At 41.8% G+C, this 14,541-nt stretch carries 13 protein-coding genes; 9 read left to right on the top strand and 4 right to left on the bottom strand.

The window, feature by feature from the left end; translation table 11 throughout:
- Window positions 1–514: 514 nt before the first annotated feature.
- From ACX3PZ_RS00890 to sucC, 3 genes are all read left to right on the top strand, one after another.
- Window positions 515–1,849 carry a hydroxymethylglutaryl-CoA reductase, degradative gene (locus ACX3PZ_RS00890; protein WP_459084419.1) on the top strand — a complete coding sequence of 445 codons (1,335 nt, stop codon included), beginning with the start codon at window positions 515–517 and terminating at the stop codon, window positions 1,847–1,849.
- A gap of 41 nt (window positions 1,850–1,890) precedes the next feature.
- Window positions 1,891–2,277 carry a DUF423 domain-containing protein gene (locus ACX3PZ_RS00885; protein WP_459084420.1) on the top strand — a complete coding sequence of 129 codons (387 nt, stop codon included), beginning with the start codon at window positions 1,891–1,893 and terminating at the stop codon, window positions 2,275–2,277.
- A gap of 165 nt (window positions 2,278–2,442) precedes the next feature.
- Window positions 2,443–3,636, top strand: a complete 1,194-nt coding sequence (gene sucC / locus ACX3PZ_RS00880; protein WP_459084422.1) for an ADP-forming succinate--CoA ligase subunit beta — start codon at window positions 2,443–2,445, stop codon at window positions 3,634–3,636.
- An 83-nt stretch (window positions 3,637–3,719) separates the two neighbouring features.
- Here the strand turns inward: sucC and ACX3PZ_RS00875 are convergent, their stop codons facing one another.
- From ACX3PZ_RS00875 to ACX3PZ_RS00860, 4 genes are all read right to left on the bottom strand, one after another.
- On the bottom strand, window positions 3,720–4,565 hold the full coding sequence (locus ACX3PZ_RS00875; RefSeq protein ID WP_459084423.1) for a mechanosensitive ion channel family protein: 846 nt from the start codon (window positions 4,563–4,565) through the stop codon (window positions 3,720–3,722).
- Window positions 4,566–4,718: 153 nt separating this feature from the next.
- A complete protein-coding gene (locus ACX3PZ_RS00870) occupies window positions 4,719–6,101 on the bottom strand; it encodes an APC family permease (protein ID WP_459111811.1) in 1,383 nt (460 codons plus the stop codon).
- 29 nt (window positions 6,102–6,130) lie between these two features.
- Window positions 6,131–8,017, bottom strand: a complete 1,887-nt coding sequence (locus ACX3PZ_RS00865) for an ABC-F family ATP-binding cassette domain-containing protein (protein WP_459084425.1) — start codon at window positions 8,015–8,017, stop codon at window positions 6,131–6,133.
- A 106-nt stretch (window positions 8,018–8,123) separates the two neighbouring features.
- The gene (locus ACX3PZ_RS00860) at window positions 8,124–8,987 is read right to left on the bottom strand and encodes a glycoside hydrolase family 25 protein (RefSeq protein ID WP_459111810.1); all 864 of its coding nucleotides are present in this window, start codon (window positions 8,985–8,987) and stop codon (window positions 8,124–8,126) included.
- A 128-nt stretch (window positions 8,988–9,115) separates the two neighbouring features.
- On the opposite strand from ACX3PZ_RS00860, the gene ACX3PZ_RS00855 reads away from it, so the two are divergent.
- The 6 genes from ACX3PZ_RS00855 to hemB all read left to right on the top strand — a co-directional run bounded on the left by ACX3PZ_RS00855 (window position 9,116) and on the right by hemB (window position 14,406).
- Entirely contained in the window at window positions 9,116–10,378 is a 1,263-nt protein-coding gene (locus tag ACX3PZ_RS00855) for an NAD(P)/FAD-dependent oxidoreductase (protein WP_459111809.1), read from the top strand.
- Complete coding sequence (gene trmD, locus ACX3PZ_RS00850) at window positions 10,375–11,049, top strand: tRNA (guanosine(37)-N1)-methyltransferase TrmD (protein WP_459111808.1); 675 nt, start codon at window positions 10,375–10,377, stop codon at window positions 11,047–11,049. The genes ACX3PZ_RS00855 and trmD overlap by 4 nt, the downstream gene beginning before the upstream one ends.
- A gap of 43 nt (window positions 11,050–11,092) precedes the next feature.
- Window positions 11,093–12,061: an endonuclease/exonuclease/phosphatase family protein gene (locus tag ACX3PZ_RS00845; RefSeq protein ID WP_459111807.1), complete on the top strand. Its 969-nt coding sequence runs from the start codon at window positions 11,093–11,095 to the stop codon at window positions 12,059–12,061.
- A gap of 13 nt (window positions 12,062–12,074) precedes the next feature.
- On the top strand, window positions 12,075–12,545 hold the full coding sequence (locus ACX3PZ_RS00840) for an Lrp/AsnC family transcriptional regulator (protein WP_459111806.1): 471 nt from the start codon (window positions 12,075–12,077) through the stop codon (window positions 12,543–12,545).
- Window positions 12,546–12,549: 4 nt separating this feature from the next.
- A complete protein-coding gene (gene deoC, locus ACX3PZ_RS00835) occupies window positions 12,550–13,293 on the top strand; it encodes a deoxyribose-phosphate aldolase (RefSeq protein WP_459111805.1) in 744 nt (247 codons plus the stop codon).
- A 120-nt stretch (window positions 13,294–13,413) separates the two neighbouring features.
- Window positions 13,414–14,406: a porphobilinogen synthase gene (hemB, locus tag ACX3PZ_RS00830; protein ID WP_459111804.1), complete on the top strand. Its 993-nt coding sequence runs from the start codon at window positions 13,414–13,416 to the stop codon at window positions 14,404–14,406.
- The last annotated feature ends 135 nt before the right edge of the window (window positions 14,407–14,541 follow it).

The following is a 14,541-nucleotide window of genomic DNA, read 5'->3' as shown; positions in this document are numbered from 1 at the left end:
AATATTTTTTAATTGTTAATGTGTGTTTTGATAGTGCAAAGATACCCCAGGAAATTCCCTCGTTGCATTGATGTAGGATAAGAAAGTAAAGTTAGGGTATTTTATTTCCGATTTCGAATTTGGAATGTCAAAGTTTTGTTAAATTCTTTACCTGAGAAGTATAAGTATAAATTTGTTTTTTTTTTGATGTGGAGTAGAACTTGGAATGGAGTAGAGACCCAATAGGGCTGAAGACAAAGGAATACGCTAATGGAGCTCGACTTATATGAAAATTCTGAAACTAGAGTTTGCTCGATAGCGCTATGAGAATACATCTCATTTTCCCAATATTCGATCGTTATAAGGTAGGGTGTTCAAAGAATTTTATTTTCAAAAGGGCTTGAATTCATCTCCTCACAAAGTGTCTCAAAGCAAGGCTCGAAAGGTATATTTCATTATCTTTGCCTTGAATCCGATGGAGATTTAATTAAATAGATACGGCATTTAACAGCCGCTAGAAATACCAAAACATACCATGATGCACAAGCCCATTGAAGGATTTTCAAGACTCAGCAAATCCCAGAAAATAGAGTGGATTGTCCAAGAATATTTAAGCGGAGACACTCGTTATGAGGAGGTCTTAACTCAATATTGGAACCCGGATACGGACCTTCAAAAACTACACGAGGAATTTTCAGAAAATACACTGACAAATTTTTACATGCCTTATGGAATCGCACCCAATTTTTTGATTGATGGGAAGCTTTTTGCATTGCCGATGGCCGTAGAAGAAAGTTCTGTCGTTGCGGCCGCTTCGAAAGCTGCCAAATTCTGGCTTCAGAAGGGTGGGTTCAAAACCACGATTGTGAATACCAAAAAACTAGGTCACACTCATTTCATTTTTAAAGCCGAGACCCATAAAATCCAGCATTTTTTCAATTTTAGATTGAAGAAGAAACTCTTTGAAGCCACCGAGGCCATTACCTACAATATGCGCGCGCGAGGAGGGGGGATTCTCAACATTCGATTGGTTGATAAGACCGCAGATATGGAGAATTACTACCAGATCAAAGCGAGTTTTGATACAGTGGATTCCATGGGTGCTAATTTTATTAATTCTTGCCTAGAGCAGTTTGGAAAAACACTCCGAGAAGAGGTGCAAAACGAAGATAGCTTTACGAGCGAAGAAAAAGAATCACTTCAAGTGGTTATGAATATTCTTTCGAACTATACACCGGATTGTTTGGTACGGGCTGAAGTAAGCTGTCAAATAGATGAAATCAACGACGATAGTGGGATCTCCAACGAAGAGTTCGCGTGGAAATTTAAGCAGGCGGTTACCATTGCCGAGTTAGAACCCTTTCGGGCGACCACTCATAACAAGGGGATTATGAACGGGGTCGATGCCGTAGTCATTGCCACTGGAAATGATTTTCGAGCCACGGAAGCTTGTGCTCACGCCTACGCAGCAAGGGACGGGCAGTACCGATCGCTTTCCCACTGCACCGTGGAGGACGGAGTTTTTCGATTTTGGATTGATTTGCCCGTTTCTGTAGGCGTTGTAGGTGGGCTTACAAATTTACATCCTTTAGTAAAGTTTTCCTTTGCACTTCTTGGAAAACCCTCAGCACAGGAATTAATGAGTATCTTAGCGGTCTCTGGACTTGCCCAGAATTTTGCAGCTTTACGCTCGCTAATTACCACTGGGATTCAAAAGGGACATATGAAGATGCACCTTTTTAATATTTTGAACCAGCTAAATGCTACGCAGGAGGAGAAAGACTATTTCGTGACGTATTTTAAGACCAAAACCGTGACCCACCACGAAGTAATTTCCCAATTGAACCAATTGCGAGGGGGTACAGAATAATAGAATTTAGCAGAAAACAATAAAATTAAATCTGGAATATTATGAAAACAGCAACCCTAGTGATCGGTGCAATTTATGGACTCCTGTCTGTAATCCTTGGCGCATTTGGTGCTCATGCCTTTCGCAAGATCTTATCTGTAGAAAAATTAGCTAGTTTTGAGACCGGAGTTCGGTACCAAATGTATGCGGCTTTTTTCCTACTTGTCGTCGGTTTTATTTTGAAGTTCGACACGGGTGTGGATAAATGGATCTCCTGGTTTATGATCTTAGGAACCCTTCTTTTCTCATTTAGCATCTATGCCCTAAGCTTCCAAGAATACTGGGGGGTGAATTTAAAATTCTTAGGACCTATTACACCGCTAGGAGGATTGTTTATGATTCTCAGCTGGGGTCTTTTGATCTATCATTTTTTGAAAGTAAAACTTTAGGAGGAGTTGTTTTACGAGCGGGACACACGTAGGAAATCTCTATCCCTTTGTGCTTTTTACCCGTCGGAATTTGCAGGGGTAAAAAAATCTATTTTTCCCACGCCCCAACTCTTAACTTTTTCGTAAATTTGTGCGACTTAAGAATTTAAATCTAATTAAAATATTATGAATCTTCACGAGTATCAGTCTAAAGAGATTTTAGCAAAGTATGGCGTTGCAATTCAGCGCGGTTTTGTGGCAGACAATGTCGAGCAAGCTCTAGACGCTGCAGGTAAACTTAAAGAAATGAACGGCAACGAAGGCTGGGTTGTTAAGGCTCAAGTTCACGCTGGCGGACGTGGTAAAGGTGGCGGTGTTAAGTTTTCCCCTAACTTGGAGAAACTTAAAGAAAATGCACAGAATATTCTAGGCATGCAGCTTGTGACTCCACAAACTTCGGCCGAAGGAAAATTAGTAAACTCAGTGCTAGTTGCAGAAGACGTTTATTATCCAGGCGAGACGGAAACCAAAGAGTTTTACGTTTCCATCCTTTTAGACAGAGCTCAAGGCAAAAACACAGTGGTTTATTCTACCGAAGGGGGAATGGATATTGAACAAGTTGCGGAAGAGACTCCTCATTTAATTCACAAAGAAATCGTAGATCCAGCTTTAGGTCTTCAAGGGTTCCAGGCTCGTAAGATTGCCTTCAACCTTGGTCTAGAAGGAAATGCGTTCAAAGAATTTGTGAAATTCATATCCAGTCTATACAATGCGTATGTAGGGATTGACGCTTCTTTGTTTGAAATCAACCCGGTTTTAAAAACCTCAGACAATAAAATCATTGCGGTAGATGCAAAAGTGACTTTGGATGACAATTCTTTGTTCCGTCATAAAGACTTAGCGGAATTAAGAGACAAAAGAGAAGAAGATCCAATGGACGTAGAAGCAGGCGAAGCAGGACTTAACTTCGTTAAATTAGACGGAGACGTTGCTTGTATGGTGAACGGTGCAGGTCTAGCCATGGCGACCATGGACATTATTAAGCTTTCAGGCGGTAACCCTGCAAACTTCCTGGATGTTGGGGGGACAGCAGATGCGGCAAGAGTGAAAATCGCTTTCGATATCATCCTTAAAGATCCAAACGTAAAAGCAATTTTAATTAATATCTTCGGAGGTATCGTACGATGCGACCGTGTTGCACAAGGAGTTGTAGATGCTTACAAAGCGATTGGAGAATTCCCAGTTCCGCTAATCGTAAGATTGCAAGGAACCAATGCAGAAGAAGCGAAACAATTAATTGACCAAGCAGGTCTACCTATTCACTCTGCAATTACACTTGAAGAAGCGGCAAACAAAGTGAAAGAAGTTCTTGCGAAGTAAGAAGCAGAACTATAATTTAAAAAGCGGCCTTCCAATTTTGGAAGGCCGCTTTTTGATTTAATTCTTTTCGTGAAAAGACAAGGTTAGCTGATGTAAGGAAGCGCTGGGATGGATGTTTCAATGCCTTCCTGGTCCAGCCGTTTTTTAAGTTGTAAAATGGATTCACTTTTTACATTTAAAATACTCTCTCCTTTTTTCATGGTAAACCGAACCTCAATGCTATAGATTCCAAGTCGCTGGTCCATGACAAAGACATCAATGTTTTTATTGGTATCAACAAACGTGAATTTCTTTGTTTCGTCTAAAAGGGATTGTTTTGCTTTTTGTAGATCTTGAGTATTAGGGATTTCAAGTCCAATCGAAAGGACTCTGTATTCTGAGGCACTATAGTTGACAAACGGAGCGCTAAAGATTAGTTGGTTAGGGATGTATACTTTGCGTCCATCGTCCGCAATGAGTTTCGTGGTCAGAAATCCGATTTCCACAACGGTTCCCGATATCCCGTTGATTGTGACGTAATCGCCAATCTTAAAGGCCTTGTCGATGTTGACTAGCATTCCCGAGAACATCGACGAGACGATGTCTTTAAGTGCGACCCCTGCAATGATCCCGGCAACCCCTAAACTTCCTAAAAGTTTCATGAAAAAGCCATTGAGTCCCATGATCTCTAAGGTGATAAAGGTCGCAATCAGTAAGATGAAGAAACGAAAAACTCCCACTAGACTGACGATTGTATCTTTGTCACGGGTGCGTGGAAAGAGTTTGTGCACCACTTTCACGGTGATTTTTGCAAAGTACTTACTTCCAAAAGCAAAAGTGGAAAACACAACAATACCTACAATTAAGTTGGGTGTGAATTCGGCGAACCGGATACGCCAGTCTTCTAACACGTGGTACACAAGTTCAATATAGGCTTTGCTTTCTTCCATAGAGGGTAATTAATTTAATAGTTTGTGAGGCTCAAAAATACAAGATTTTTTGCAAATAGCAGTCCACACTTCTTGGCGATATGGTCGAATTTCCATTCGAGCTCTCGCCTCTTTGGGAAGGAATTCCTGGGCATTCGCCCCTAGGTACCTTTTCTACTTATTGCGGATAAAAAGCAGCCCAATGGCAATATAGACCGCGCTTACTAGAAGGTAACTAAGGCCATTTTGAGCACTTGCAGTTCCGATCAGAACAATGGCAATGCCTAGCAGCGCAAAGACCGCTATAATTGATTTTAGAGGTCGTTGATTGGAAATGACTCCTTCTCGAAGGAGTTTGAACAATGCCACAAACAAGGCACCGTTTACCATGTAAATGAATGCAATCGGAATTGCAGAAATGTCATAGTTTAACTCGGTGAATACCCTATGGGTATTGGTGAAGAAGTAAGCAAGGATATAAAAGATAATCCCTACATACGCAAAGTAGGCACTACGAACAGGCATCCCTGTATTCGAGTTTAGTTTTCCCAAGTTCAAAAATTTCTTGGATGCTTTTAAATTAAAGAATTGAAAAGGGACGCGGATTGAGGCTAGCATCAGGCCGTTTGCTGTTCCCAATACGGAAATAATAATAAAGAGCTGCATGAGCCAAGAGGCGGCATTGGATCCAAATTTTTTCGAGTACTCGATAATATAGGTGTCCTTATATTCCATTATAGACTCGGGACTCATTCGCAGAACGATTCCAAGGTAGTAAAGGACATAAACCACAAGTACGAGAGATGTTCCTATAATAAGAGCTTTTGGCAGGTTCTTTCGCGCATTTTTCACTTCCCCTGAAATTTGTGTAGCAATGTACCAACCGTCAAAGGCAAATGCAATTGGAATGAAACTGGCCGCGACCAGCGTCCAAAAACTACTTCCGCTCGACAGCGAAGATGAGCTCGAAAGAGCGCTGACAGCAGAAACGTCTTGCGACTCCGGAAGCATGCTTAAAACTCCAAAAGAGGCAATCAGAAGCAAGGGGATTAGTTTTAAAACGGTCGTGAGTTGCTGAAAAAGACCGCTAGACTTGGGCCGGTAGATATTAAATAGAAAGAAGACAAAAGAACATAAGAACCCTACCGCACTGTAATGCAAAAAACTCGGGGTAAAGGAATAGAATTCCGCAATAAAATGCGAGATGTAGATTCCTGAAACGGTGAATAAAACCGCGGTGAGCAGCGGGTAGAATAAACTGAGGTAGATCCAGCCCACAAGCGCTGAGGCTTTCGAGCCGAAGCGATACTCAACATAGCTTAAGATTCCTCCATCTTTAGGAATTAGCTGCGCGTAATTGGCCATCGTAATTGAGGCAAAAATCACACTGATTCCCACGATGAAAAACCCAAGGAGCCCAGCTAGTGCGCTGCCTTCTGTAGCGAAAAGAACATCGTCTACTTTAAAGAAGATTCCCGAGCCAATTACTTGACCAACCACCATGGAAATGGCAGTGAAAAGACCGTATTTTGCGACTAATTGTTTTTGATTTTCCATCGTTAGTGAGTAGTCATTAGAAGTAAGTTTTAACCAAGTTCTTGGAGTTCAAGCCATCTTAATTCAATCTCCTCAAGTTCCTGGGTCAACGATTCAAGAGATTTACTGAGCGTTGCTATCTCTTGGTATTCGCTCTGCACATTTAATTTCTCTAGCAACAGGGCTCTCTGCGATTCAATTTCGGGCATTCGCTTTTCAATTTGCTTCAGCTCTTGCGATTCTTTGAAGGATAGTTTTCGTTTTGATTCCGTGTTTTGTGGTTTTGCCTCGGCGACTACAGCACTAGGCTTTGTACTTTCAACTTGTTGTTTTCTCTCCTGTTCTTTTTCACTGAGAGATTCTCTGTACTCAGAGAAGTTTCCACTATAGTCTTTGATTTTTCCTCCTCCTTCAAAGGCAAGAACGTGGTCCACAATCCGATCCATAAAGTATCGGTCGTGAGAAACAATTACGAGTGTGCCTTGGAAATTCTGAAGAAAGTTCTCCAGTACACTTAAAGTGGGAAGGTCCAAATCGTTGGTGGGCTCGTCAAAGATTAAGAAGTTAGGATTCTGAAACAATACCTGCATTAGGTGGAGTCTTCTTTTCTCTCCGCCCGAAAGTTTTGAAATCGGCGAGTACTGGGTTTGGTCATCAAATAGAAAGAGTCGAAGAAACTGTGAAGCGCTTATGGTTTTGCCTCCGGCAATGGGAAAGTTTTCCGAAATGTCCTTGATGTAATCAATGACGCGCTGCTCTTCGTTGTAAGTAAGACCTTTTTGAGAGAAGTAGCCGAATTTAAGTGTCTCTCCAGTTTCAATTTGACCTCCGTCCATAGGTTCCAATCCTTGGATGATATTGAGCAGGGTAGATTTACCGGCTCCGTTTTTTCCGACAATACCTACTTTTTCACCTCTTTGAAATTGATAGCTAAAATCTTTAATCAAAACCTTATCCCCATAGGCTTTGTCAATGTTTTTAAGTTCAAGTATTTTCTGTCCCAAACGTTTCATCTCAAATTGAAGTTCGAGAGATTGTTTGGTGACGGCCGATTTTGCCACTTTTTGCGTATCGTAAAAGGCATCGATACGGGATTTTGATTTGGTTGTACGAGCCTTGGGTTGGCGTCTCATCCATTCCAATTCCTTGCGATACAAATTGTTTGCCTTATCGATGGTGGAGGAAAGGTTTTCCTCCCGAATCATTCTGTTTTCTAAGTACGTAGCGTAGCTACCTTGGTGCACGTAAAGGTTTTGGTCTTCCATTTCCCAAATGGTCTCACACACGGTGTCTAAAAAATACCGGTCGTGGGTGACAAGCAAAAGGGTGATTTTCGCTTTCGAAAGATAGTTTTCGAGCCACTCGACCATTTCGACATCCAAATGGTTAGTCGGCTCATCCATAATTAGTAGGACGTGGCGGTGCTCGGCTCGGGTTTCGGTTAGGAGTTTGGCAAGTGCCACACGTTTCACCTGTCCTCCCGAAAGAGTTCCCATTTTTGCTTCGAGATGGGTGATCTTAAGTTGAGAAAGAATTTGCGTCATTTCCGATTCGAGATCCCATGCTTTGTGAATTTCCATTTCTGCAAGGGCTTCTTCCATGGCGTTAGGGTCAGAAGAAACTAGGGCCTTTTGATAATTTCGAAGAGCCAAGATGGGTTTGCTTTCTAGACTCATCATAAATTCCTCGACACTTAGGTTGGGGTCAAAGTCTATTTCTTGGTCAAAAAGGACGATTTGAATGTCTTTCGAGATTTTAACTTCCCCCGAATCTGGAATTTCTAGACCCATCAGGATTTTCAGCAGTGTGGATTTTCCACTACCATTCTTGGCCACAATCGCAATCTTATCCCCTTCGTTGATGTGAAAGGTCAGATCTTGGAATAATGATTTGATACCGTAAGATTTGGAGAGATTCTCCACCGAAACATAATTCATAGTGCTTTTCGCTTAATAAGGTCTAGAACGGGCAAAAGTACGCAAATTCCTTGTTATTTCCCCTTTGCTTGCCAAGGGATAAAAAAGGCATTTCAAGGGATTAAAATTAAGGTATTGTCAGTTCCTTCATAGACCCAAGGGAACCGTTATACACATTTAGGTCCACTTTGGTGTTGATGCCGTTTATGATTCCGTTTTCCGTGAATTGCCACATCGACCAGGAGTGGCTTTCATGAGGCTGAAGCACATCGTTATAGTTGGCAAGCCAAACCGGATACGAGGAGAAATCCTGTGCCAGGTATTCGTTGTAATAATGGTAATATGTGTACAGAATAGGTTTAACCTGGTAGCGTTCCTGGACAATGTCTAGAAAAAGTTGCAGGTTTTTTTTGAGATTTTTCTTGGAAATCTTTCGAGGTGCTTTTTCAATGTCCAGCACAGGCGCAAGGTCTCCTTTTGCGAGTTGCACCGATTCTAAAAATTGAGCGGCTTGCTTAATGGGGTCCTCGTCAGGGCGATAGAAATGGTATGCCCCTCTTAATTTGTTTTGTTTCCCGGCACTTTTCCAGAATTCTTCAAACTTCTCATCCTTGCCGCTAGTTCCCATTGAGGCTCGAAGGATGATGAAGTCAATGGGAATCGTTCCGTGACCAATGCTAAGACTGTCCCACTGAATATCCTTAGGGTTTTGGTAATGTGAAAGATCAATTCCAAAGGTTTTGTCTGCGTAATGGGCAGTGATTCGCTCGATACGCTGCTGCTCACTTGGCTTGTTCTTTAAAAGTTTGTGCTCCTTAGGACGAAGATAAGTAACTACATACAGCGTGATTTTTTCTTTAAGCATATAGCCCGTTCCTAGGAGAAGCGAAGCAAAAAGCATCAGCAAAATTTTGCTTCTTGCATGGCGCCGGTGTTTTCGACGACTGTGGAGGGATCGAGATTTGGATTTAGGGTTCTTCTTTTTCGCCATGGACTTGCAAAATTAGGTTATTTTGAGAGGGGATTTGAAGCTCGGCTCTACTTTTTTTTGAATTCAAAAAGTCTACTTTCCAAAAGAGATCTAAGGCCTATTCGATTATAATTGAGTAAATTTGTAGTATGGAAACAAGAGAAAAGATTGTAGTCATAGGGGGTGGCTTTGCAGGATTACAGCTTGCAAAGTCCCTCAATAATAAAAACAAGAAAGTGATTTTGATTGACAAGGTGAACCATCATATGTTTCAGCCGCTATTTTATCAGGTCGCTTGTGGGAGAATTGAACCCTCCAATATTTCCTTTCCATTTCGTAAAATTTTCCAACGATCGCGCAATACGCAGTTTCGAATGACAAGCGTGCAGCAAATTGTGCCGGAGGAAAACCGAGTGATTACGGAGGATGCGGAGTTTCACTACGATAAACTTATCATTGCCACGGGATGCAAAACGAATTTCTTTGGGAATGATAAAATGGAGTCCCTGACCTTTGGGATGAAAAATACGCAAGAAGCGATTGCAATTCGAAATCATGTGCTGCTTACTTTTGAGAAGCTCATTATGGAAAGAAGTCGATCTGATGATGGCAATTGGAATCTCGTGATTGTAGGTAGTGGGGCGACGGGAGTTGAACTTGCCGGAGCCTTTGTAGAGATGAAAAGAGAGATTTTACCTCGGGATTATCCCAATATGAATTTCGATTCTTTAAATGTAATTTTAATTAGTGCGACCGATAAGCCTCTAAGTGTGATGAGCGATCATGCGCAAGACAAATCTGAGGAATACTTGAAAAACCTAGGTGTAAAACTTTTAAGCGGGGAAAAAGTAGTGGATTACGACGGAGACCGCGTCTATATGGAAAGTGGCCTCGAGATTCCAAGCAACAATGTGATCTGGGCGGCAGGCGTTGTAGGCAATGTCCTTGAAGGATTAGCGCCTGAGTCGATGGTACGCAATCGCTATGTGACCGACCGTTACAATCGAGTGAAAGGATATGATAATATATTTGCGATCGGGGACATTGCCTACATGGAAACTCCACTTTACCCTCAGGGGCATCCGCAGGTTGCCAATGTTGCTATAAATCAAGGGAAAAGACTTGGAAAAAATATATTGAAAAAGGACGAAAGTTCTTGGGTGGAATACGAATACATTGACAGAGGAAGTATGGCCACGATCGGTAAGCACCGTGCGGTGGTCGATCTTCCCAAGTTTAAATTCTCAGGCTTTTTTGCTTGGTACTTATGGATGTTCCTGCATTTGATGCTTATTTTATCCGTTCGAAATAAAATTGCTATATTTTTCAATTGGATGTGGAGCTATATTAACAAAGACAGCTCTTTAAGACTCATTATAATCCCCAACAAAAACAATCGAACTGAACAATGAGAATTGATATTATAAGTGTACTTCCCGAACTCATGGAAAGCCCATTCCAAACTTCGATCCTGAAACGTGCTGTTGAGAAAGGACTCGTGGAGGTGCATTTTCACCAATTGCGAGATTGGAGCGTAGGGAAGCATAAACAAGTGGACGATATGCCCTACGGGGGCGGAGCAGGTATGGTCATGATGGTCGAGCCTTTAGACAAATGCATAACGGAGCTTAAGTCGCAGCGAGAATACGATGAGGTCATCTATTTGACTCCAGATGGAAAGACTCTAAAGCAGTCCTTATCTAACCATCTATCACTCAAAAAAAATCTTATTTTTCTTTGTGGACACTACAAAGGAGTCGATCAGAGGGTTAGAGATCTTCATATTACGATGGAAATTTCCATTGGAGATTATGTCTTAACTGGTGGGGAACTTGCCGCCTGCGTTTTAGCGGACAGTATTATTCGTTTGGTGCCCGGAGTTTTAAACGATGAGCAAAGTGCCCTTAGTGATAGTTTTCAAGACGATCTCTTGGCACCTCCAATTTATACGCGTCCGGAGGAGTACAAAGGATTAAAAGTTCCTTCCATTTTAGTTAGTGGACACAATGCGAAAATTGAGCAGTGGCGTCATGACGAGGCTCTGCGCATCACGGCGGAAAAACGTCCGGATTTACTTGAATAATACGCAAACGAATTAACCTTTGGTTGTTTAAATACTGATTTTAATGAACGCCTCTAGCTCACTAGAAAATTTAGATAAAGCCTTTGTCATGTTTTACAATGTGGAGAATCTTTTTCCGCCGGATCCTGTGGCAAGGAATAAATTCGACCCACGAATCTCTGGGCTTCCAAATTGGAACAAAGAGCGTTTTGAAACGAAACTCAAAAAGCTAGCGAGCGTTTTTGAATTGGTGCAAACTGAATGTGGGCAGATGCCTTTGTTTGTGGGGCTAAGTGAGGTGCAGGGCAAAGAGCCCTTAAAAGCACTTTTGCAGTATGAGCCTTTTACGGATTCTTTTGATTATGTACTCTACGAAAGCTTGGACGAACGGGGTGTTGATGTAGCACTTTTGTATGATCGATCTCAAGTGGAGATTTTAGAATCGAGACCGATGGTTTATTTTTTTGAAATTCCCGATAAGGATCCTGAGAACTATGATACGACACGTGACATCTTGTATTGCAAGGTCAAATACAAGGAGCAAATTGTAAATGTATACGTTCTGCATCTGCCTTCGAAAAGAGAGGATCAAATCAATGCACCAAAAAGAGAATTTATTCTTACTGATCTTGCCAAAGCAATGGAAAGTCATCGCTTAGAGGGAGAGTCCATCCTTGTTATGGGTGATTTTAATGAAGACCCAACGAGCCAAGTGATCGATCATTTGCGCTTTGAGAAAGCGGGAGAAGAAGTGGTTAAAAATCCCTTTCTCGAGCTTTACCAATCAGGTAATTATTCAACCTTTCACCAGAAACAAGGCCTACTTTTTGATCAAATATTACTCTCCACCTCGTTTTTTGGAGAGTCTAGGCAAAAGTTAAAATTTTCGAAAGCAAGTGTTTTTAACCATGCGAAAATCTCGAATTGGGATCGGAAGTTTTCGGGAAGACCCTACCGCACTTATGCGGGACGTCGCTACCTCGGGGGGTACAGCGATCACTTTCCCGTCCTCGTAGAATTTAACGTATCCTAAAAAAATCGACACGATGAAAACCAATACAGAAAAAGAATACGATTTAGATGCCACTGATAGGCGGATTATTGAGCAGTTGACCAATTCGGAAAAAAGCTCTCTTGCTGTAATTGCAAAACAAATTGGAATTTCCACGACAGCGGTGCACCAACGAATTAAAAAACTTGAGTTTGCGGGCATTATTGAATCCTCGGTGTCTCTAATCAATCCCAAAAAATTGGGATATAAGGTTGTTTGCTACATTGGTGTGTATTTGGAAAAGCCAAGTCACTACAAAGATTGTGTTGCCGCATTGCAGCACGTGGACGAGGTAGTGGAAGCGCATTATACGACAGGGAATTACACGATATTTCTGAAAGTGTACTGCCGTGATAATGACCATTTGATGCGCCTTTTAAATCAACTTCAAAAACTTAAAGGCGTAACAAGAACCGAAACTTTAATATCTTTGGAACAAAGTATTAACCGACAACTTAAAGTATAAAACCATGAATATAGCTACTTATTTAGATTCCACATACCTTAAAACGCCTGCGCAATCAGGACTAACCCAAAAGCAAACCCAAGAGATTGTTCTTGCACTTGCAAAGGAAGCAGTGCAGCATGAGCTGTTTGCTGTAATGATCCGTCCTGAGTTCGTGAAGGAAGTGAAAGAATACCTTGTTTCCAAGTCTAGTAAGGTGCAGGTCGGGACCGTGATAGGATTCCACGAGGGGGATTATTCGATCGAGGAGAAATTGAAAGAAGCAAAAAAGGCAATCGATGACGGGGCAGACGAGCTCGATTTCGTGATCAACTACAACGAATACATAAATGGGAATGTGGATTTGGTAAGCCGTGAATTTATCGAAGGGTCCAAACTCGCGCTAGGCCAAAGTAAAATCGTAAAATGGATTATTGAAATAGCCGCCCTTACTTCCACTCAGGTCGCGAAGCTTACGTCTTTGCTTTCTTCTTTAGCTCAGAGTCATTTTTCAGAATCGGAAAGAGCTCAGATTTTTGTAAAATCCTCAACTGGGTTTTTCAAAACGCCGAATGGAGAGCCTAACGGAGCCACCGTCGAGGGAATCAAGCTGATGAAAGAAAACGCTGGAGATTTGCCTATTAAAGCTGCAGGAGGCGTTCGCAGTTCGCAGGAGGCAAAAGAAATGATTGAACTTGGAGTCACCAGAATCGGAACCTCCTCCGCCTTAGCTCTATTAGAAGGGAAAAAGGGAGAAGCAGGTTATTAACCTCCTATACCTGATTTAAATCTGTTTTCTAAGACGCTCTCAAAAGGAAAGCTCTCGTATTTTATCCGTAAATTTGCCGTCGAAATGAGAGCGATTTAGCCCTCTTATTAATTTAGTATCATGATAGTATATTCAAGAAATAGAAGACTTCGCACATCGGAGTCCCTAAGACAACTCGTGCAACAAACGGTATTAGGTGTAAACGATCTCGTTTTACCCATGTTTGTGATGGAAGGGAAAGACAAAATCGAACCCATCGATTCTATGCCAGGGGTTTTTAGGCGAAGCCTCGATCTTACCGTAAAGGAATGCCAAGAGATTTACAGTATGGGAATCAAAGGGATTAACCTTTATATGAAAGTTTCTGAGAATCTTAAAGACAATACAGGTAAGGAGTCTTGGAATGAGAACGGTTTGATGCAAACTTCCATCAAAGCCATTAAAGATGCGGTTCCAGGTCTTGTGATTATGCCGGACGTAGCGCTCGATCCCTATTCGATTTATGGACATGACGGAATTGTAAACCAGGGGAAAATTGATAACGATGCAACTAACGATGCGCTCGTGAAAATGTCCCTATCTCTGGCCAAGGCAGGAGCCGATGTCCTTGCGCCTAGCGATATGATGGATGTAAGAGTGGCCATGATTCGAGGAGCCCTTGAGGAAAATTCCTACCCTGAGGTTGGAATTTTGAGTTATGCTGCAAAATATGCAAGTGCGTTTTACGGTCCGTTTCGTAGTGCATTAGATAGTGCACCAAAAGAATCTGCGCTGGTTCCAAAGGACAAGAAGACCTACCAAATGGATTTTGCGAACTCCAGAGAAGCACTTGATGAGGTTTTGAAAGACGTGGACGAAGGGGCAGACATCATTATGATTAAGCCAGGGATGCCTTATTTGGACATTGTTTCCAAAGTGCGTGATAGCATTGACCTTCCGATCGCAGTATACCACGTGAGTGGAGAATATGCCATGCTCAAGGCAGCCGCACAGAACGGCTGGATTGACAATGACAAAGCTTTACTAGAAAGTTTAACATGCATCAAAAGAGCAGGTGCCGATATGATATTCACCTATGCAGCAAAAGAAGTAGCCACTCTTTTACTGGCTTAAAATTACCATTGGTAGAAAATAAGAAGTAAACATTTTTTAGTTTGCTTCTTTTTTTTTGTCTTAATGTTTTCTTTCTCCTTTGCCACGTGGAAATTTGCAGGCATTCTCCCTCTTAACTAGTCGCATTTCGCCTCA

The organism is Chryseobacterium sp. A321, from assembly GCF_054489265.1.
This window is presented reverse-complemented; position numbering and strand designations above follow the sequence as displayed.